At 59.7% G+C, this 20,006-nt stretch carries 17 protein-coding genes; all 17 read right to left on the minus strand.

Going from position 1 to position 20,006, the window contains the following annotated elements; all coding sequences use genetic code 11:
• Window positions 1-2: 2 nt before the first annotated feature.
• Window positions 3-1,535, minus strand: a complete 1,533-nt coding sequence (nuoM, locus tag AC1MEW_RS15080) for an NADH-quinone oxidoreductase subunit M (protein WP_201204600.1) — start codon at window positions 1,533-1,535, stop codon at window positions 3-5.
• A 40-nt stretch (window positions 1,536-1,575) separates the two neighbouring features.
• Window positions 1,576-3,429 (minus strand): NADH-quinone oxidoreductase subunit L, encoded by a 1,854-nt coding sequence (gene nuoL / locus AC1MEW_RS15085; protein WP_201204598.1) that lies wholly within the window; start codon window positions 3,427-3,429, stop codon window positions 1,576-1,578.
• A complete protein-coding gene (gene nuoK / locus AC1MEW_RS15090) occupies window positions 3,426-3,734 on the minus strand; it encodes an NADH-quinone oxidoreductase subunit NuoK (RefSeq protein ID WP_133838688.1) in 309 nt (102 codons plus the stop codon). The genes nuoL and nuoK overlap by 4 nt, the downstream gene beginning before the upstream one ends.
• Window positions 3,735-3,737: 3 nt before the next feature.
• The gene (nuoJ, locus tag AC1MEW_RS15095) at window positions 3,738-4,238 is read right to left on the minus strand and encodes an NADH-quinone oxidoreductase subunit J (RefSeq protein ID WP_322269001.1); all 501 of its coding nucleotides are present in this window, start codon (window positions 4,236-4,238) and stop codon (window positions 3,738-3,740) included.
• Window positions 4,239-4,247: 9 nt separating this feature from the next.
• Window positions 4,248-4,793: an NADH-quinone oxidoreductase subunit NuoI gene (gene nuoI, locus AC1MEW_RS15100; protein ID WP_177331423.1), complete on the minus strand. Its 546-nt coding sequence runs from the start codon at window positions 4,791-4,793 to the stop codon at window positions 4,248-4,250.
• Between the two features lie 12 nt (window positions 4,794-4,805).
• A complete protein-coding gene (nuoH, locus tag AC1MEW_RS15105; protein ID WP_201204594.1) occupies window positions 4,806-5,813 on the minus strand; it encodes an NADH-quinone oxidoreductase subunit NuoH in 1,008 nt (335 codons plus the stop codon).
• Entirely contained in the window at window positions 5,810-8,524 is a 2,715-nt protein-coding gene (gene nuoG, locus AC1MEW_RS15110; protein WP_201204592.1) for an NADH-quinone oxidoreductase subunit NuoG, read from the minus strand. The genes nuoH and nuoG overlap by 4 nt, the downstream gene beginning before the upstream one ends.
• A gap of 138 nt (window positions 8,525-8,662) precedes the next feature.
• Entirely contained in the window at window positions 8,663-10,018 is a 1,356-nt protein-coding gene (gene nuoF / locus AC1MEW_RS15115; protein ID WP_322269000.1) for an NADH-quinone oxidoreductase subunit NuoF, read from the minus strand.
• On the minus strand, window positions 10,015-10,512 hold the full coding sequence (gene nuoE, locus AC1MEW_RS15120; RefSeq protein WP_201204588.1) for an NADH-quinone oxidoreductase subunit NuoE: 498 nt from the start codon (window positions 10,510-10,512) through the stop codon (window positions 10,015-10,017). Before nuoE ends, nuoF begins: the two co-directional genes overlap by 4 nt.
• 2 nt (window positions 10,513-10,514) lie before the next feature.
• Window positions 10,515-12,299, minus strand: a complete 1,785-nt coding sequence (nuoC, locus tag AC1MEW_RS15125; protein WP_054053672.1) for an NADH-quinone oxidoreductase subunit C/D — start codon at window positions 12,297-12,299, stop codon at window positions 10,515-10,517.
• A 72-nt stretch (window positions 12,300-12,371) separates the two neighbouring features.
• Window positions 12,372-13,046, minus strand: a complete 675-nt coding sequence (locus AC1MEW_RS15130) for a NuoB/complex I 20 kDa subunit family protein (RefSeq protein ID WP_008146035.1) — start codon at window positions 13,044-13,046, stop codon at window positions 12,372-12,374.
• 10 nt (window positions 13,047-13,056) lie between these two features.
• On the minus strand, window positions 13,057-13,470 hold the full coding sequence (locus AC1MEW_RS15135; RefSeq protein WP_003223812.1) for an NADH-quinone oxidoreductase subunit A: 414 nt from the start codon (window positions 13,468-13,470) through the stop codon (window positions 13,057-13,059).
• Between the two features lie 619 nt (window positions 13,471-14,089).
• Window positions 14,090-15,415: an isocitrate lyase gene (gene aceA, locus AC1MEW_RS15140; RefSeq protein WP_008032724.1), complete on the minus strand. Its 1,326-nt coding sequence runs from the start codon at window positions 15,413-15,415 to the stop codon at window positions 14,090-14,092.
• A gap of 500 nt (window positions 15,416-15,915) precedes the next feature.
• Complete coding sequence (locus AC1MEW_RS15145) at window positions 15,916-16,677, minus strand: secretin N-terminal domain-containing protein (protein WP_480426785.1); 762 nt, start codon at window positions 16,675-16,677, stop codon at window positions 15,916-15,918.
• A gap of 235 nt (window positions 16,678-16,912) precedes the next feature.
• On the minus strand, window positions 16,913-17,338 hold the full coding sequence (locus AC1MEW_RS15150) for a GNAT family N-acetyltransferase (RefSeq protein ID WP_054053668.1): 426 nt from the start codon (window positions 17,336-17,338) through the stop codon (window positions 16,913-16,915).
• Window positions 17,331-18,500, minus strand: a complete 1,170-nt coding sequence (locus AC1MEW_RS15155; RefSeq protein ID WP_322268998.1) for a ribosomal protein uL16 3-hydroxylase — start codon at window positions 18,498-18,500, stop codon at window positions 17,331-17,333. Before AC1MEW_RS15155 ends, AC1MEW_RS15150 begins: the two co-directional genes overlap by 8 nt.
• Window positions 18,501-18,586: 86 nt before the next feature.
• Complete coding sequence (gene purB, locus AC1MEW_RS15160; RefSeq protein WP_480426787.1) at window positions 18,587-19,957, minus strand: adenylosuccinate lyase; 1,371 nt, start codon at window positions 19,955-19,957, stop codon at window positions 18,587-18,589.
• Window positions 19,958-20,006 lie beyond the last annotated feature (49 nt).

The following is a 20,006-nucleotide window of genomic DNA, read 5'->3' on the forward strand; positions in this document are numbered from 1 at the left end:
TCTTACCGGGCCGAAGCGAGTTGAGTGAAGGCGGTACCGAACCACTGCTGCACGCCATGCATCGTCGCGGCAGAGGTGTCGAGGAACGGTTGCGGGTACACGCCGATGTAAATCAGCAGCGCCGCAAGCCCAACCACCATGATCAGTTCGCGACCATCCATGCCATGCAGTACCGCGTCCGATTTGGACGGGCCGAAGTAGGCGCGGTGGATCATGATCAGCGAGTAGACCGAACCGAACACCAGGCCAGAGGTTGCAATCGCGGTGATCCACGGTGCAGCAGCGAACGTGCCGATCAGGATCAGGAACTCACCGACGAAGTTACCGGTACCCGGCAAGCCCAGCGATGCAGCGGCGAAGAACAGGCTGATGGCCGGCAGGTAAGCGATCTTCGACCACAAGCCACCCATTTCACGCATGTCGCGGGTGTGGGTGCGTTCGTACAACTGACCACTCAGGATAAAGAGTGCCGCGGCCGAAATACCGTGCGCCAGCATCTGCATCACTGCGCCCTGCAGCGCCAGTTGGCTGCCGGAGTAGATGCCGATCAACACGAAGCCCATGTGGGAAACGGAGGAGTAGGCGATCAGACGCTTGATGTCGGTTTGGGCGAAGGCCAGGAACGCACCGTAGAAGATCCCGATCAGACCGAGGGTCATGGCGATCGGCGCAAACTCGGCCGAGGCATTCGGGAACAGCGGCAGGGCGAAACGCAGCAGACCGTAAGCAGCCGTCTTCAACAAGATACCGGCCAGGTCGACCGAACCTGCGGTTGGCGCCTGGGCGTGAGCGTCAGGCAACCAGGAGTGGAACGGTACGACCGGCAGCTTCACCGCGAAGGCGATGAAGAAGCCGAGCATCAGGATGTACTCGGTAGTGAGCGACATCTTGGTTTTCAACAGGTCGGAGTAGTTGAACGTGATTACGCCGGTGCTGTTGAAGTTGACCAGTACTAGACCCAGGATCGCCACCAACATGATCAGGCCGGAAGCCTGAGTGAAGATGAAGAACTTGGTCGCTGCGTAGATCCGGGTTTTCTTGCCGTCCGAAGAACTGTGACCCCAGAGCGCGATGAGGAAGTACATCGGCACCAGCATCATTTCCCAGAAGAAGAAGAACATGAACAGGTCGAGGGCGAGGAACACGCCGACGACACCGCCCAGGATCCACATCAGGTTCAAGTGGAAGAAGCCAACGTGACGCTGGATCTCTTTCCACGAGCAGAGTACCGAGAGGATACCCAGCAGACCGGTCAGCAGGATCATCAACAGCGACAGGCCGTCGAGGGCCAGGTGCACGCTGATGCCGAAGCGCTGGATCCAGATGTGCTTGAACTCAAGCGCCCAGACCGGATCGGCGCCAGGCGCCGGAGCAAATGAATAATTACCGTGGGCCCACAGCCAGAGGCCGAGAGCGAGTTCCAGGGTCATGGTCAACAGCGCAATCCAGCGGGGGAGGGTGGCGCCGAAGCGCTCACCCATCCAGCACAGCAGGCCGCCGATGAAGGGGATCAGGATTAGCCAAGGCAGAATCATGACGGGCTCAATTCCTTTCGCAAGTTCGCAAGGTTCATATTCAGACCGCTACCAGCACGATGGCGCCGATGACCAGCACGGAGCCGGCTGCCATCGATGCCGCGTACCAACGCAGTTGACCGGTTTCGGTACGGCTCAGGGCGGTATGACCACCCTTGGCCATACGCGGGATCAAACCGATGGTTTGATCGAGCGGGTCTTTGCGCAGTGCGTGGCTGATCGCAAGGTATGGCTTGACGAACAGTTTGTCGTAGATCCAGTCGAAGCCCCAGGCAGCGAACCACCAGGCCGAAAGGAAGCGGCCGATGCCGCTGTTGGCGATTGCAGTGACGAAACGACGCTTGCCGAGAAACAGCAGTGCGGCCAGCAGGATACCGGCCAGGGCGATGGCGCCCGAAGCGATTTCCAGACTGTGCTTGGCTTCGCCGCCGGCATGGCCGACGCTCTCTGGCAGTACGCCGTGCAGCGGCGGAACGATCATCGCGCCAACGAAGGTCGACAGAACGATCAGCACCGACAGTGGCAGCCAGTGAGCGATGCCGTGACCGGCGTGGGCTTCGGTCTTCGCTTCACCGTGGAACGCGATGAAGATCAGGCGGAAGGTGTACAGCGAAGTCATGAACGCGCCGACCAGACCTGCATACAGCAGACCGTGGTTGCCGCTGGCGAACGCTTCCCAGAGGATTTCGTCCTTGGAGTAGAAGCCCGCGGTCACCAGTGGCAGGGCAGAGAGTGCCGCGCCGCCGACGATGAAGCTGGTGTAGGCCAGCGGCAGTTTCTTCCACAGGCCGCCCATCTTGAAGATGTTCTGCTCGTGGTGGCAGGCAACGATCACCGCACCGGATGCCAGGAACAGCAGCGCCTTGAAGAAGGCGTGGGTCATCAGGTGGAAGATCGCGCCTTCCCATGCACCAACGCCCAGCGCCAGGAACATGTAGCCGATCTGGCTCATGGTCGAGTAGGCGAGGATGCGTTTGATGTCGGTCTGGACCAGTGCAGCAAAACCGGCGAGTACCAGGGTCACGCCGCCGACAATGCCGACCAGGTGCAGGATATCCGGCGCCAGGGCGAACAAGCCGTGAGTACGGGCGATCAGGTAAACGCCTGCGGTCACCATGGTTGCCGCGTGGATCAGTGCCGAAACCGGGGTAGGACCGGCCATCGCATCCGCCAGCCAGGTTTGCAGCGGCAGTTGCGCGGATTTACCGACAGCGCCGCCCAGCAGCATCAGGGTCGCCAGAACGATCCAGAAGTCGCCGACCTTGAAGTGCTCAGGTGCCTTGACCAGCAGTTCCTGGATATTCAGCGTGCCCAACTGTTGGAACAGGATGAACAGCCCGATGGCCATGAACACGTCGCCGATACGGGTGACGATAAAGGCTTTGAGTGCCGCGTTACCGTTGTTGCGGTTGCTGTAGTAGAAACCGATCAACAGGTACGAGCACAGGCCCACGCCTTCCCAGCCGAAGTACAGGAACAACAGGTTATCGCCCAGGATCAGGAACAGCATGCTGGCGATAAACAGGTTGGTGTAGGCGAAGAAGCGCGAGTAACCATCTTCACCGCGCATGTACCACGATGCGAACAGGTGGATCAGGAAGCCGACGCCGACAACCACACCGAGCATGGTCACGGACAGGCCATCCAGGTACAGCGCGAAGTTCGGCGTGAAGCCTTCAACGGCCATCCACTGCCACAACACCTGGGTGTAGTGACCGCCTTCCGGCGGGGCGACGTTGAATTGCCAGATCACGTAAGCCGCGACGATGGCAGACAGGCCAATGGAACCGACGCCAATCAGCGCCGACAGGTTTTCCGAGAAGCGGCCGCGTGAGAACGACAGCAGCAGGAAACCTATAAGAGGGAATACGAAAGTCAGATAGAGAAGATTCATCCGCGCATCTCGCTGGCAGCGTCGATATCGAGAGTGTGGAAGCGGCGATACAGCTGCAACAGAATCGCCAGGCCAATACTGGCCTCGGCGGCTGCCAGGCTGATCACCAGGATGAACATGATCTGTCCATCCGGCTGACCCCAGCGGCTACCGGCAACGATGAATGCCAAAGCGGAGGCATTCATCATGACCTCCAGGCTCATCAGCACGAAGAGAATGTTGCGGCGGACCATCAGGCCGACCAGACCGAGGCAGAACAGGATGCCGGCAACCGCCAGGCCATGTTCCATTGGGATAGCAGGCATGACTTACTCCTTCGCCTCGTTACGGCCGAGATGGAACGCCGTGACGGCTGCGGCGAGCAGCAACATCGAGGCGAGTTCAACCACCAGCAGATACGGACCGAACAGGCTGATGCCCACGGCCTTCGCATCGACGGTGGTGTGGCCGACGGCCTGACCGCTGGAGTGGCTGAACAGCACGTACAGCAGTTCAGCCAGCAGCAGGGCGCCGAGAATGACCGGGCCGATCCAGATGCCGGGCTTGAGCCAGACGCGCTCTTGCTGAACCGAGGCGGGACCGAGGTTCAGCATCATCACCACGAACACGAACAGCACCATGATGGCGCCAGCGTAGGCGATCACTTCCAGCACACCGGCAAACGGTGCGCCGAGGGCGAAAAACGTCATCGCCACGGCAATCAGCGAAATGATCAGGTAGAGCAGGGCGTGCACAGGGTTGGTGTTGGTGATCACGCGAAGCGTGGACACCACAGCGATACCCGATGCGAAATAGAAAGCGAATTCCATCTTTCTTCCTTAAGGCAGCAAGCTCTTCACGTTGATCGGTTCGGCTTCATTCTGCGCGGCGCCTTTGGGCTTACCGGCAATCGCCATACCTGCAACACGATAGAAGTTGTAATCAGGGTTTTTGCCGGGGCCGGAGATCAGCAGATCTTCTTTCTCGTAAACCAGGTCCTGACGTTTGAACTCGGCCATCTCGAAATCCGGTGTCAGCTGGATCGCGGTGGTCGGGCAGGCTTCCTCGCAGAGGCCGCAAAAGATGCAGCGCGAGAAGTTGATGCGGAAGAAGTCCGGGTACCAGCGACCGTCTTCGGTTTCGGCTTTCTGCAGCGAGATGCAACCGACCGGGCACGCTACGGCGCACAGGTTGCAGGCTACACAACGCTCTTCGCCATCAGGGTCGCGGGTCAGGACGATACGGCCACGGTAGCGCGGCGGCAGGTACACGGCTTCTTCCGGGTACTGCAGCGTGTCGCGCTTGCGGAAGGCATGGCCGAAGATCATCACCAGGCTGCGAAGCTGGGTGAAGAAGCCATGCACGATGTCAAAAATGTACTTCATGATTCTCTATCCTCACTGAGCCGCGACGGCGGGCGTGTTGAGCAACACGATCGCAGCGGTCACCAGCATGTTGACGAGGGTCAGCGGCAGGCAGAACTTCCAGCTGAAATCCATCACTTGGTCATACCGTGGGCGCGGAATCGAGGCGCGCAACAGGATGAAGATCATGATGAAGAACGCGGTTTTAAGCGCGAACCAGATGAACGGGATCTGCGGCAGAATGCCGAACGGACCGTGCCAGCCACCGAAGAACAAGGTCACCAGCAGCGCCGAAATCAACACGATGCCGATGTACTCACCGACGAAGAACATGCCCCATTTCATGCCGGCATATTCAATGTGGTAACCGTCAGCCAGTTCCTGTTCCGCTTCCGGTTGGTCGAACGGGTGACGGTGAGTCACGGCGACGCCAGCGATGAAGAAGGTCAGGAAGCCGAAGATCTGCGGAATGATGAACCACAGGTGCTGGGCTTGATAATCGACGATGTCGCGCATGTTGAACGAGCCGACCTGGATCACGATGCCCATCAACGACAGGCCCATGAACACTTCGTACGACACGGTTTGTGCCGAGGCCCGCAAGCTGCCCAACAGGGCGAACTTGTTGTTACTCGACCAACCGGCGAACAACACCGCGTAGACCGACAGACCGGCCATGGCGAAGAAGAACAGGATGCCGATGTTCAGATCCGCGACGCCCCAGGTCGGGGTGATCGGGATGATCGCGAAGGCAATCAGCAGGGCGCTCATGGCCACAACCGGTGCCAGGGTGAAGATCATCTTGTCGGCGAATGGAGGCGTCCAGTCTTCCTTGAAGAACATCTTGATCATGTCGGCCGCGATCTGGAACGCGCCGAACGGGCCCACGCGGTTCGGACCGTAACGGTCCTGCCAGAGGGCGAGCAAACGACGCTCGACCCAGCTCAGCAGCGCGCCGCAAACCACCACGGCGAGCAGAATCACGATGGCCTTGAGGACGGCGATGATTACGTCGATCACTTCAGGCGTGAACCAGGTCATTGAGCTGCCTCCTGCAGACCGTCAACGGTTTTGCCAAAGATTGCCGCTGGAATGCCGGCGATACCCGCAGGCAATGCCACCAGGCCAGCACCCAGCTCTTCGTTGATGCGCAGTGGTAGACGCAAGGTCTGGCCGGCTACGGTCAAGCTGAGCATTGCGCCATCGTTGACACCCAGACGGTCGGCTTCGGATTTGGCCAAAGCGACGTAGGCGGCCGGGATGCGTTCCTGAACCGGTGCGGCTTTGGAAGAGGTCTCTTCGCTGCCGAGCAGGTGGAAGAACGGCACGACCTGCCAGGTACCTGGCGCCGGGTTGAACGCGCGCGGAACACTGGCGAACCAGTTCAGCGAATCACCAGCACTTTCGATCAGGCGGGTGCCCGGGTCGCCAGCGCGGATGTGACCACCGACTTCGTCCTGGAACTTGTTCCAGGCTTGCGGCGAGTTCCAGCCCGGCGACCAGGCGAATGGCACTTGCTGACGCGGTTCGACCGAGCCCGAGTAACCTTCCATCGAGAAGTTGAACGCGGTGTCGTTGTCTTGCGGGGTACGCGGTTCGTGCACGCTGATGTCAGCGCGCATGGCGGTACGACCGGAGTAACGCAGCGGTTCGCGGGCCAGTTTCATGCCCTTGATGCGGAACGCGGCGGACGGTGCGGCGTCAACGATACGCGCCAGTTGCGGCGTGCTCGAAGCAACGGCAGCGGTGACGTGGTCCAGTTGGGTCCAGTCGATCGGCTGATTCAGCAGGGTTGCGCGCAGGGCATGCAGCCAGCGCCAGCCTTCGTGAACCAGGATGCTTGCGTCCATGTATTTCGGGTCGAACACTTGGAAGAAGCGCTGGGCGCGGCCTTCCTGGCTGACCAGCGTACCGTCGCCTTCAGCGAAGCTGGCGGCTGGCAGAACCAGGTCCGCGCGATCGCTGGTGGCAGTCTTCTGATGGTCTGCAACGATCACCACTTTCGCGGCGTTCAGGGCAGCATCGACCTTCGCTTTGTCGGTGCGGGTGTACAGATCGTTTTCCAGCACGACGATGGCGTCGGCCTTACCGTCGATCACTGCTTGCAGCGCATCGTCGACCGAGTTGCCACCGAGCATGGCCAGGCCGAGGCTGTTGGCCTCTGGCACGATCAGGCTGATGGAACCGTTCTTCTCGCGCAGCTTCAGGGCTTTGGCAATGTTCGCCGCCGCTTCGATCAGCGCTTTGGAACCCAACGAAGTACCGGCAATGATCAGCGGACGCTTGGCGGCCAGCAGGGCATTGGCGATACGTTGAGCCAGTTCAACGGCTTCCGCGTCCAGGCCTTCAACGGCGGGTGCGCTGGCGTCGAGGGCGTGAGCCACAGCGAAACCGATGCGGGCCAGGTCGTCCGGGGCCGCGTGTACGCATTCTTCAGCGATGTCGTCGAGCTTGGTTTCAGCCAGGCTGGCGATAAACAGCGGGTTCAGCTCGTGCTGACCGATGTTCTTCACCGCAGCGTCGAGCCACGGCTGAACGCGCATCGCGTCGGCCATGTCTTCGGCTTTGCCCTTGACCGATTGACGCAGGGACAGGGCCATACGGGCGGCGGTCTGGGTCAGGTCTTCACCGAGGACGAAGATCGCGTCGTGGTCTTCGATGTCGCGCATGTTCGGGATCGGCAGCGGGCTGTCTTTCAGAACTTGCATGACCAGGCGGATGCGATCCAGCTCGGCGGCTTCGATACCGGAGTAGAAGTGCTCGGCGCCGACCAGTTCACGCAACGCGAAGTTGCTTTCGAGGCTGGCACGCGGCGAACCGATACCGACGATATTGCGACCGCGCAGCAGGTCAGAGGCTTTATCCAGTGCTTCGTCGAGGCTCAGCTTGGCGCCGTTGGCCAGCAGTGGCTGACGCGGGCGGTCTTCGCGGTTGACGTAGCCATAGCCGAAACGGCCACGGTCGCACAGGAAGTACTGGTTTACCGAACCGTTGAAGCGGTTTTCGATACGACGCAGTTCACCGTAGCGCTCGCCCGGGGAGATGTTGCAACCGCTGGAGCAGCCATGGCAGATGCTCGGCGAGAACTGCATGTCCCACTTGCGGTTGTAGCGCTCGGAGTGAGTCTTGTCGGTGAACACACCGGTCGGGCAGACCTCGGTGAGGTTGCCGGAGAACTCGCTTTCCAGCACGCCGTCTTCAACGCGACCGAAGTACACGTTGTCGTGGGCGCCGAATACACCGAGGTCGGTGCCGCCAGCGTAATCCTTATAGAAGCGCACGCAGCGGTAGCAAGCGATGCAGCGGTTCATTTCGTGGGAAATGAACGGGCCCAGTTGCTGGTTCTGGTGAGTACGCTTGGTGAAGCGATAACGGCGCTCGTTGTGGCCGGTCATCACCGTCATGTCTTGCAGGTGGCAGTGACCGCCTTCTTCACAGACCGGGCAGTCGTGAGGGTGGTTGGTCATCAGCCATTCGACGACGCTGGCGCGAAACACTTTCGCTTCTTCGTCTTCGATGGAGATCCAGCTGCCGTCGGTGGCGGGGGTCATGCAGGACATGACGATCCGACCACGGGTGTCGTTGGCGTCGGTGTACTGCTTGACCGCGCACTGGCGGCAAGCGCCAACACTGCCCAGGGCTGGGTGCCAGCAGAAATAAGGGATATCGAGGCCTAGCGACAGACATGCCTGTAACAGGTTGTCTGCCCCATCGACTTCGAGCTCTTTGCCGTCTACGTGGATAGTGGCCATGGTTCAAAGTTCTTCGTTGGCCCGGTGTCAGCGGGCGTGGCTAATGGAATCTTGTTATTCGCGTGAATCAACACAGCCGTTTAAGGCGTCATCACACGAGAAGGCGAAGGGCACGGACCCTTCGCCTTTTTTAAGTGTTTACGCGCCGACTACGATCGGCCTTGCCAGAGGCGGGACGGCGGCGCTGGTAGGCGCGATGCCGGCTTCGAACTCTGGGCGGAAGTATTTGATTGCGCTGCCCAATGGCTCCACGGCGCCCGGTGCGTGAGCACAGAAGGTCTTGCCAGGGCCGAGGAAACCGACCAGACCCAGCAGGGTCTCGATATCGCCGGCTTGCCCTTCACCGTTCTCGATCGCACGCAGAAGCTTGACGCTCCACGGCAAACCGTCACGGCACGGGGTGCAGAAGCCGCACGACTCGCGGGAGAAGAACTCTTCCATGTTGCGCAGAAGGGAAACCATGTTGACGCTGTCGTCCACAGCCATGGCCAGGCCGGTACCCATCCGGGTGCCAACCTTGGCGATGCCGCCGGCGTACATTTGTGCGTCCAGGTGTTCCGGCAACAGGAAACCGGTACCGGCGCCGCCGGGCTGCCAGCACTTGAGCTTGAAGCCGTCGCGCATGCCGCCGGCGTAGTCTTCGAACAACTCGCGAGCGGTCACGCCGAATGGCAGTTCCCACAGGCCCGGGTTCTTGACCTTGCCAGAGAAGCCCATGAGCTTGGTGCCCATGTCTTCGCTGCCTTCACGCGCCAACGATTTGTACCAGTCCACGCCGTCGGCAATGATTGCCGGCACGTTGCACAGGGTTTCAACGTTGTTCACGCAAGTCGGCTTGCCCCACACGCCAACGGCGGCAGGGAAGGGCGGCTTGGAGCGCGGGTTGGCGCGGCGGCCTTCGAGGGAGTTGATCAGTGCGGTTTCTTCACCGCAGATGTAACGCCCGGCGCCGGTGTGGACGAACAGCTCGAAATCGAAGCCGCTGCCCAGGATGTTCTTGCCCAGCAGACCTGCTGCCTTGGCTTCTTCCACGGCACGGTTCAAGTGCTTGGCGGCGGTGGTGTATTCGCCACGCAGGAAAATGTAGCCACGGTAGGTTTTCAGCGCGCGAGCACTGATCAGCATGCCTTCGATCAGCAGATGGGGCAGTTGCTCCATCAGCATGCGGTCTTTCCAGGTGTTCGGCTCCATTTCATCCGCGTTGCACAGCAGGTAGCGGATGTTGATGGATTCGTCCTTGGGCATCAGGCCCCACTTGACTCCAGTGGGGAAGCCTGCACCGCCGCGACCTTTCAGGCCGGCGTCTTTCACGGTCTGGACGATGTCGTCCTGGGCCATGTCGGCGAAGGCTTTGCGCGCAGCTGCGTAACCGTTCTTGGCCTGGTACTCGTCGAGCCACACAGCCTCGCCGTCGTCACGCAGACGCCAGGTCAGCGGATGAGTCTCGGCCGAACGCTTGATGCGGTTGGCAGGACCGAAGGAAGTCAGGGTCATACGTAGCCCTCGAGCAATTTGGCGACGCCAGCAGGCTGCACATCACCGAATGTGTCGTCGTCGATCATCAACGCCGGCGCCTTGTCGCAGTTGCCGAGGCAGCAAACCGGCAGCAGGGTGAAACGACCGTCGGCGGTGGTCTGACCCAGGCCGATGCCAAGCTTGCTCTGGATTTCGCTGACCACGGATTCATGGCCGCCGATGTAGCAGACCATGCTGTCGCAGACGCGAATGATGTGACGGCCCACTGGCTGACGGAAGATCTGGCTATAGAAAGTAGCCACCCCTTCAACGTCGCTGGCCGGGATGCCGAGCATCTCGCCGATGGCGTAGAGCGCGCCGTCAGGCACCCAGCCACGTTCCTTCTGGACGATCTTCAGGGCTTCGATCGACGCCGCGCGCGGGTCTTCGTAGTGATGCAGCTCGTGCTCGATGGCCGAGCGCTCGGTTTCGCTCAGGGCGAAACGGTCTGTCTGGATAAGCGTGCTGTTCATGCTTAGCGGTCCACGTCGGCCATAACGAAATCGATACTACCCAGGTACGCGATCAAGTCCGCGACCATGCTGCCTTTGATCACCGAAGGGATCTGCTGCAAGTGCGGGAAGCTTGGGGTGCGAATCCGGGTGCGGTAGCTCATGGTGCCGCCATCGCTCGTCAGGTAATAACTGTTGATGCCCTTGGTCGCTTCAATCATCTGGAAGGACTCGTTGGCCGGCATGACCGGGCCCCACGAAACTTGCAGGAAGTGTGTGATCAGGGTCTCGATGTGCTGCAGCGTGCGTTCTTTCGGCGGCGGCGTCGTCAGCGGGTGATCCGCCTTGTACGGGCCTTCCGGCATGTTGCGCATGCACTGCTCGATGATTTTCAGGCTCTGGCGCATTTCTTCGACGCGCACGATGCAACGGTCGTAGGCATCGCCATTGGCCGCCAGCGGGACTTCGAATTCGAAGTTCTCGTAGCCGGAGTACGGGCGAGCTTTACGCAAGTCGAAGTCGCAACCGGTCGAACGCAAGCCTGCACCGGTGACGCCCCATTCCAGGGCTTCTTTGGTGTTGTAGGCCGCGACGCCGATGGTCCGGCCTTTGAGGATGCTGTTGTCCAGCGCGGCTTTCTGGTATTCGTCCAGACGCTTTGGCATCCACTCGACGAAGTCTTTAACCAGTTTTTCCCAGCCGCGTGGCAGGTCGTGAGCAACGCCACCGATGCGATACCAGGCCGGGTGCAGACGGAAACCGGTGATGGCTTCGATCACCGTGTACGCCTTCTGGCGGTCGGTGAAGGTGAAGAACACCGGAGTCATTGCGCCGACGTCCTGGATGTAGGTGCCCAGGAACAGCAGGTGGCTGGTGATCCGGAAGAACTCGGCCATCATGATGCGGATGACGTCGACCTTCTCGGGCACCTTGATGCCGGCCAGCTTCTCGACCGAGAGCACGTACGGCAGGTTGTTCATCACGCCGCCGAGGTAGTCGATACGGTCGGTGTACGGGATGAAGCTGTGCCAGGACTGACGCTCGGCCATCTTCTCGGCACCACGGTGGTGGTAGCCAACGTCCGGTACGCAATCGACGATCTCTTCACCGTCCAGCTGCAGGATGATGCGGAACGCACCGTGCGCGGAAGGGTGGTTTGGGCCGAGGTTGAGGAACATGTAGTCCTCGTTCGCACCGGAACGCTTCATGCCCCAGTCTTCAGGCTTGAAGCGCGCGGCCTCTTCCTCAAGCTGTTGCTTGGCCAGGTTCAGGGTGAACGGGTCGAACTCGGTGGCACGGGCCGGGAAGTCCTTGCGCAGCGGGTGACCTTCCCAGGTCGGCGGCATCATGATGCGGGTCAGGTGCGGGTGACCTTTGAAGTCGATCCCGTACATGTCCCACACTTCACGCTCGTACCAGTTGGCGTTCGGCCAGATGCTGGTGACGGTCGGCAGGCTGAGGTCGCTCTCGGACAAGGCGACCTTGATCATTACGTCACTATTACGTTCGATCGACATCAAGTGATAGAACACAGTGAAGTCGGCGCCGCTTGGCAGCCCTTGACGCTTGGTGCGCAGACGCTCGTCCACGCCGTGCAGGTCATAGAGCATGACGTACGGCTTGGGCAGGTTGCGCAGGAAGGTTAGGACTTCGACGAGTTTGGCACGGGCAACCCAAAGCACCGGCATGCCGGTGCGGGTAGGCTGGGCGGTGAACGCCTCGGGGCCAAAACGATTGTTCAGTTCGACGACCACATCCTGGTCGTCTGCCTTATAAGGCGGGATGTACAGAGCGCTGCCTGTAGTCATGGTTATTTATCGCTTTCGGTCAACGTAAAGAATGAAGCCAGTGTCTCGTTCTATAAAAGAAGCAGATCTGGATCAGACTTCGTCGGGGCTGCGCAGGTTGGTGACTGCGATTCGCTGTTCGCGGCGCTGTTCCTTTTGCGAAGGCATCTCGGCGCGGTACACGCCTTGATCGCCGACGACCCAGGAAAGCGGACGACGCTCCTGTCCAATCGACTCTTGCAAGAGCATCAAGCCTTGCAGAAAAGCTTCAGGGCGGGGCGGGCAGCCAGGCACGTAGACGTCCACGGGCAGGAACTTGTCCACCCCTTGAACGACGGAGTAGATGTCGTACATGCCACCGGAGTTGGCGCACGAACCCATGGAGATAACCCATTTAGGTTCGAGCATTTGCTCGTAGAGACGCTGAATGATCGGCGCCATCTTGATGAAGCAGGTACCGGCGATAACCATGAAATCCGCCTGACGCGGCGATGCCCGGATAACCTCGGCGCCAAAGCGCGCGATGTCGTGGGGCGCCGTGAAGGCGGTGGTCATTTCCACGTAGCAGCACGAAAGACCGAAGTTATACGGCCACAGGGAGTTCTTGCGCCCCCAGTTGATCGTGCCGTTAAGCACGTCTTCGAGCTTGCCCATGAAGATGTTTTTGTGGACTTGATCTTCTAACGGATCGGAAACGGTTTCCCGCTCGCCAATCGGATACTGCTCGTTAGGAGCATCGGGGTCGATCCTGGTGAGATTGTATTGCATTGCCAAAGCCTCATTGTTTCAGCTTCGCCTGCCGCTTGCGACGAGCTTCCGGAGCCCAGTCAAGGGCGCCCACTCGGAACAGGTAGACAAGACCTGCCAACAGAATTGCTATGAAAACGAGAGCTTCGACGAATCCGGTCCAGCCGCTTTCGCGGACGGACACAGACCAGGCAAAGAGAAAGAGGGCTTCGATATCGAAGATCACGAAGAGCATCGCGACCAGATAGAATTTGGCTGAGAGCCGCAAGCGGGCGCCACCTGTAGGTAGCATGCCGGACTCGAACGGTTCGTTTTTGCTGCGGCCCCAGGCTTTTGACCCTAGGAGGCTGGAGACGCCGAGCATGAAGGCGCAGAGGCCGACGACGCCCAGAAGGAAAATGGCAAAGCCCCAGTTGTGGGCCATGAGTCCTGTCGCTTCGGGCATGCTGGTAATCCTTAACAGAGAGCAAAGGTCTCTGAGCTTGAAAAGAAACAAAGCAGTGACGATATGTCGCAGCAATCAATCGCGGTGATTTTATGGCTAAACACCGAGCAAGTAAAATTCCTATAGCGAAATTATTTATAGGAATAAGGACATAGCGCACCTCCACGGGCCTGCAGCCCATGCGGTTCGGGCATTAGGGGGCATTTCATCAATTATGTTTTGTAGGGAATGTAACGAACAAAGTTGTTGATAAATGATAATCAGTATCGTTTGTGCTGGTTTTTAAACTGTTTAACGGGTGGGTGGCCGGGAAGTTGTCTTATATAGCTGTTACTGCAAGTAGCAGCCTAGGTCGTTTTACCGCAGTTTTCTGATCGCCATGCTGCTCTGGATCAATATTTTTTGCCCTTGTAGGAGCGAGCGGTGCGGCGATCCGACTTGCCCGCGAAAAACGATGACGCAGTATCCCTGAAAAACCGCGGCGCATTCTTCGCTCCTGCAGGATTGGGTGAAATTCCAGGCAAAAAAACGCCCCGAACCAGTCGGGGCGTCTAGAGGTGCGACGCTGCGGTTAGTTTTCTATCCGATCCGCAACGGCCGTTTGCTCAGTTACAGCCAATCAGTGGAACTGTTCTTCTTCAGTCGAACCGGTCAGCGCGGTCACCGAAGACGAGCCACCTTGAATTACGGTGGTCATGTCGTCGAAGTAGCCGGTGCCCACTTCCTGCTGGTGAGCCACGAAGGTGTAACCCTTGGCAGCGTCAGCGAACTCTTGCTCTTGCAGCTTCACGTAGGCAGTCATGTCGTTGCGGGCGTAGTCGTGCGCCAGGTTGAACATGCTGTGCCACATGTTGTGAATGCCGGCCAGGGTGATGAACTGGTGCTTGTAACCCATGGCGGACAGTTCGCGCTGGAACTTGGCGATGGTCGCGTCGTCCAGGTTTTTCTTCCAGTTGAAGGAAGGCGAGCAGTTGTACGACAGCAGTTGGTCCGGGTATTCCTTTTTGATCGCTTCGGCGAAGCGACGAGCTTCGTCCAGGTCCGGCTTGGCGGTTTCGCACCAGATCAGGTCGGCGTACGGCGCGTAAGCCAGGCCGCGAGCGATAGCCTGGTCGAGGCCGGCGCGTACTTTGTAGAAGCCTTCCTGGGTGCGTTCGCCAGTCACGAATGGCTGGTCGTACGGGTCGCAGTCCGAAGTCAGCAGGTCAGCGGCGTTAGCATCGGTACGCGCCAGGATGATGGTCGGCGTGCCGGCAACGTCAGCTGCCAGACGAGCAGCGGTCAGCTTTTGCACAGCTTCCTGGGTAGGAACCAGTACCTTGCCGCCCATGTGGCCGCATTTCTTCACGGAAGCCAGTTGGTCTTCGAAGTGAACGCCGGCGGCGCCTGCTTCGATCATGCTCTTCATCAGCTCGTAAGCGTTCAGTACGCCGCCGAAACCGGCTTCAGCGTCAGCCACGATTGGCGCGAAGTAGTCGATGTAACCTTCGTCGCCCGGGCCTTTGCCGGCTTTCCACTGGATCTGGTCAGCACGACGGAACGAGTTGTTGATGCGCTTGACCACGGTTGGAACCGAGTCCACCGGGTACAGCGACTGGTCCGGGTACATCGATTCGGCGGAGTTGTTGTCCGCAGCTACTTGCCAGCCCGACAGGTAGATCGCCTGGATACCGGCTTTAACTTGTTGTACAGCCTGGCCGCCAGTCAGGGCGCCCATGCAGTTGACGAAATCTTTCTCAGGACGGAAGGACGGCTTGGCACCCTGGGTCACCAGGTTCCAGAGCTTCTCGGCGCCCAGTTTTGCAAAGGTGTGCTCAGGTTGAACCGAGCCACGCAGACGGACGACGTCAGCAGCGGAGTAAGCGCGTGTCACGCCTTTCCAGCGTGGGTTTTCAGCCCAATCTTTTTCAAGGGCTGCAATTTGCTGTTCGCGTGTCAGTGCCATGGAGATAAACCTCGTCGCATAGGTCTGGGGTGGAAAATTCCTGCTCCTGCCGAGTACGCATATTTAGAGAGGCGTAAAAGGCTGCTCGCTGACCAGAAGCTTAGGCGGTCAAGTCGGATTCGGCGGGGATGGCGACGGGATGAACGATGGGCTCGAGGGGAAGTGAGCAGGTAAGGGCGAACTGGCGAGCGCATTCGGGCGTCGTGGGCCTCTATACGAACTTCAGTGTGGTGCCGGGTTACCTAATTACGCTTCCGTCCCTCGGGACAACTTCGTTCCAGTCGGCAACCTCGTCAAACACACCTTGTGGGCGGTACAGACACGAAGCGGCTCGCGGGGTAGATGCGAGCAGCGCCTCGAAGGCCCTTGCCAGGGCCCCTGATTAGCGGGAGCGAGGCCATCATGCCTTTGCTTTTTTGGCTCGTCAAACGTTTTGTAGTGCTTTTTTTCAGGCACTACATCTTTAGTCTAATACGACTAATCAGTCAGTTTTTGGTGCTTTAGTCCAGCGTGTCGACTTTCACCCGCAAGGTCATGTCATCCCGACCCTGAGTAGAGTAGCTGCGGGTTATGCCCTGTTTGTCGGCCTGAGTCTGGCGATTCACGCCGGCCAAGGTGATCCACTCGCCCAGGCGCCCCGTGACAGTTGTGTCGGTACTTTGCACATTCACTACATCGGGACGTTCCTGGCTCATGCGGTCACGGTTGGTACTGATCGCCAGGTGAACGATGTTGCCGGTGACGCTGGCGGTGACGTAGAACCCCTGGGTGACGTTGCGATACTGAGTCTGGCTTTGCACGCGACCGTAAGTATCGGTTTGCGTGCTGGTCAGCGGCACGCTCTGGCCAACCTGGATCAGTGCCGGCGAACCTTCGCTGGCCTGAACCTGCTGGATGCCGCCGTCACGGCTGTCGGTGCTGCGATTGATGATCCGAGTCTGGCTCGGCGCGGCGCCGTTCACGGAGTAACCCTGATCGCCCTGGAAGTTGTTTTCGTTGGTGTCGACAGTGATCAGCAGGCGTTTGGGTGCGGTGTCGAGTTGGGCGATGAAGGTCTTAAGTTCGTCGATCTTGTCAGGTTCTGCGTTGACGATCAGTTGGTTGCCATAGGCGCTGACCTGGCCGTCCTTGCCAATAAAATTCTGCGCCACCGGCAGCATGTCGGCGCTGGTGCGGTAGCTCAGGGGCACGATCTCGGTGGCGGCCATGACCGAAAAACTGCAGGTCAACAACAGCGTGGTGAGCAGGGTGCGTAGGGACATGTCCGTTATCTCCGCTTTCTAAAGGCTTGATATTGCCAGTTTGTCGGCCCAGGGTGGGGCAAGTTGAATCGTAGACAGCAAAACGCCCCGGCATCCAAGGATGGCGGGGCGATTTGATGGTGTTCACAGGCTGTTTTTGTGGCGAGGGAGCTGGCTCCCGCTGGGGCGCGAAGCGGCCCCAAAATCTTGGGTCTGCTGCGCAGCCCAGCGGGAGCAAGCGCCCTCGCCACAAGGGCTAGGCCGAATGCCGAACCATGTCCACATGCGGTATCCCGGCTTCCAGGAATTCCTCACTGACCAGGCTAAACCCCAAGCGCTCATAGAACGCTGTGGCCTGTACCTGTGCACTCAGCATCTGCTGCTTCAGCCCGCGCTTCTCGGCCTCGCCGATCACCGCTTGCATCAGCGCATCGCCGACTTTCAAGCCGCGCCAGTCCTTGAGTACCGAAACCCGGCCAATGTGACCATCGGGCAGCAGGCGGGCGGTGCCAATCGGAAAGTCGCCTTCGAAAGCGAGGAAATGCACCGCTGTGGCGTCATCGGCATCCCATTCCAGCTCAGGCGGAACGGATTGCTCGGCGATGAACACCGTCTCACGAATGCGCCGTATCTCGGCGATATCCTTCTGCCAGTCTGCGACACGAACGTGGATTTTATTCATCAGCAAACCCCAGGCTGCCTTGCTTGACCAGCTCGCACAGCAGGCCGCGGCCGTCTTCGTCGTTCAGCCAGTCACCAAGGTTATCGGTGTGCAGGGCGTCAGCAGCGCAGATCAGCTTCAGCAACTCGCGCAGTTTGCCCGGCAGGTAACGGCTCTGGCCGCTGGCGAACAGCAGCAGGTCGTCATCGACTTCGGACCAGGCCATGCGCGCGCTTGGGTTGCGAATCAGCACAGCACCTTGTTCCAGGCTGGCGAGGAAGTCTTCTTCTTCGATTTCTTCCGGGCCGACCACCAGTTCCGGGTAGCGCGGCTCGGTCATGTACTGGCCGAACCAGGTCAGCAGCAGGCGCTCGTCGCTCATGTGCTCGGCCAGCAAAGCTTTCAGGCGATCAAGGGCGTCGTGCTGGATCTGGTGCGGATCGACTGCCGGCAGGGCGTCGGCATCGGTGTAACGCTCTTCATCTGTCAGGAACTGGCTGAGGAAGTCGGTGAAATGAGTCAGCACTTCAGAGGCGCTTGGGGCGCGGAAGCCGACCGAGTAGGTCATGCAGTCATCAATCGCGACGCCGCAGTGAGCCAGGCGCGGCGGCAGGTAGAGCATGTCGCCCGGTTCCAGAACCCACTCATCGGTGGCTTCGAAGTCGGCGAGGATGCGCAGGTCTGCGTGTGGCAGCAGCTTGCTCTCGGAATCGCACATCTGGCCGATTTTCCAGTTGCGCTTGCCGTGGCCTTGCAGCAGGAACACGTCGTAGTTATCGAAGTGCGGGCCGACGCTGCCACCGGGGGCGGCGAAGCTGATCATCACGTCGTCGACGCGCCAGCTCGGCAGGAAGCGGAACTGCTCCAGCAACTCGCCCACTTCTGGCACGAATTGGTCAACCGCTTGAACCAGCAGGGTCCACTCGGTTTCCGGCAGCTTGCTGAATTCGTCTTCGGCGAACGGGCCGCGGCGCAATTCCCAAGGACGCTCACCGTGCTCGATCACCAGGCGCGATTCAACTTCTTCTTCAAGCGCCAGGCCGGCCAGTTCGTCGGGATCGATCGGGCTTTCGAAATCGGGGATCGCCTGGCGGATCAGCAGCGGTTTTTTCTGCCAGTAGTCACGCAGGAATTCGCGTGCCGTGATGCCACCCAGAAGTTGAAGAGGAATATCAGGATTCATGTGTAACCTATTGAAAAAATGCACTTTTCAGACGGGAATAAAAACGCCCGGCGCTGCCGGGCGTCTCAAAAGGGTCAAGCGGTCGATCAGATGCGTTTGGCTTGCTCTACAGCGTTACCGATGTAGTTCGCCGGGGTGAGCAATTTCAGCTCGGCTTTGGCTGCGGCTGGCATGTCCAGGCCGTCGATGAAAGTTTGCAGCGCTTCAGGGCTGATGCCCTTGCCGCGAGTCAACTCTTTCAGCTTCTCGTACGGGTTTTCGATGTTGTAGCGGCGCATCACGGTCTGGATTGGCTCGGCCAATACTTCCCAGCACGCGTCCAGGTCGGCAGCAATTTTCTGAGCGTTGAGCTCAAGTTTACTGATGCCTTTGAGGCTGGCTTCGTACGCGATCACGCTATGGGCGAAGCCGACACCGAGGTTACGCAGTACGGTGGAGTCGGTCAGGTCGCGCTGCCAGCGGGAGATTGGCAGTTTGCTCGCCAGGTGCTGGAACAGTGCGTTGGCGATACCCAGGTTGCCTTCGGAGTTTTCGAAGTCGATCGGGTTGACCTTGTGCGGCATGGTCGACGAGCCGATTTCGCCAGCGATGGTGCGCTGCTTGAAATAACCCAGGGAGATGTAGCCCCAGATGTCGCGGTCGAAGTCGATCAGGATGGTGTTGAAGCGGGCGATCACGTCGAACAGCTCGGCAATATAGTCGTGCGGTTCGATCTGCGTGGTGTACGGGTTGAAGCCCAGGCCCAGCTCGTCTTCGATGAAGGCGCGGGCGTTTTCTTCCCAGTCGATTTCCGGGTAGGCGGAGATGTGTGCGTTGTAGTTGCCGACAGCGCCGTTGATCTTGCCCAGCAGCGGAACGGCAGCGACTTGAGCGATTTGACGCTCCAGACGGTAAACCACGTTCGCCAGCTCTTTGCCCAGGGTGGTCGGCGAAGCCGGTTGACCGTGGGTGCGCGACAGCATTGGCACGTCAGCGAAACGGATCGCCAGTTCGCGGATGGCTTCAGCGGTCTGGCGCATCAGCGGCAGCATCACGTCATCACGGCCTTCGCGCAGCATCAGGGCGTGGGACAGGTTGTTGATGTCCTCGCTGGTGCAGGCAAAGTGGATGAACTCGCTGACCTTGGCCAGTTCCGGCAGCTTGGCCGCTTGCTCTTTGAGCAAGTATTCGATGGCTTTAACGTCGTGGTTGGTGGTGCGCTCGATCTCTTTGACACGCTCGGCGTGCTCCAGAGCGAAGTTGTCCGCCAAGGTGTTCAGCACCGCGTTGGCTTCGGCGGAGAACGCCGGCACTTCGCTGATGCCTGGGTGGGCGGCCAGGCGCTGGAGCCAGCGCACTTCAACCAGAACGCGAGCACGGATCAGACCGTATTCGCTGAAAATTGGGCGCAGGGCCTGGGTTCTGCCGGCGTAGCGGCCGTCAACAGGGGAAACCGCAGTGAGCGAAGAGAGCTGCATGGGGTGTTCTCGGACAGTCGGGCAACGAAATGGGGCGCGTATCATACAT

The organism is Pseudomonas sp. ASL4 (assembly GCF_056680395.1).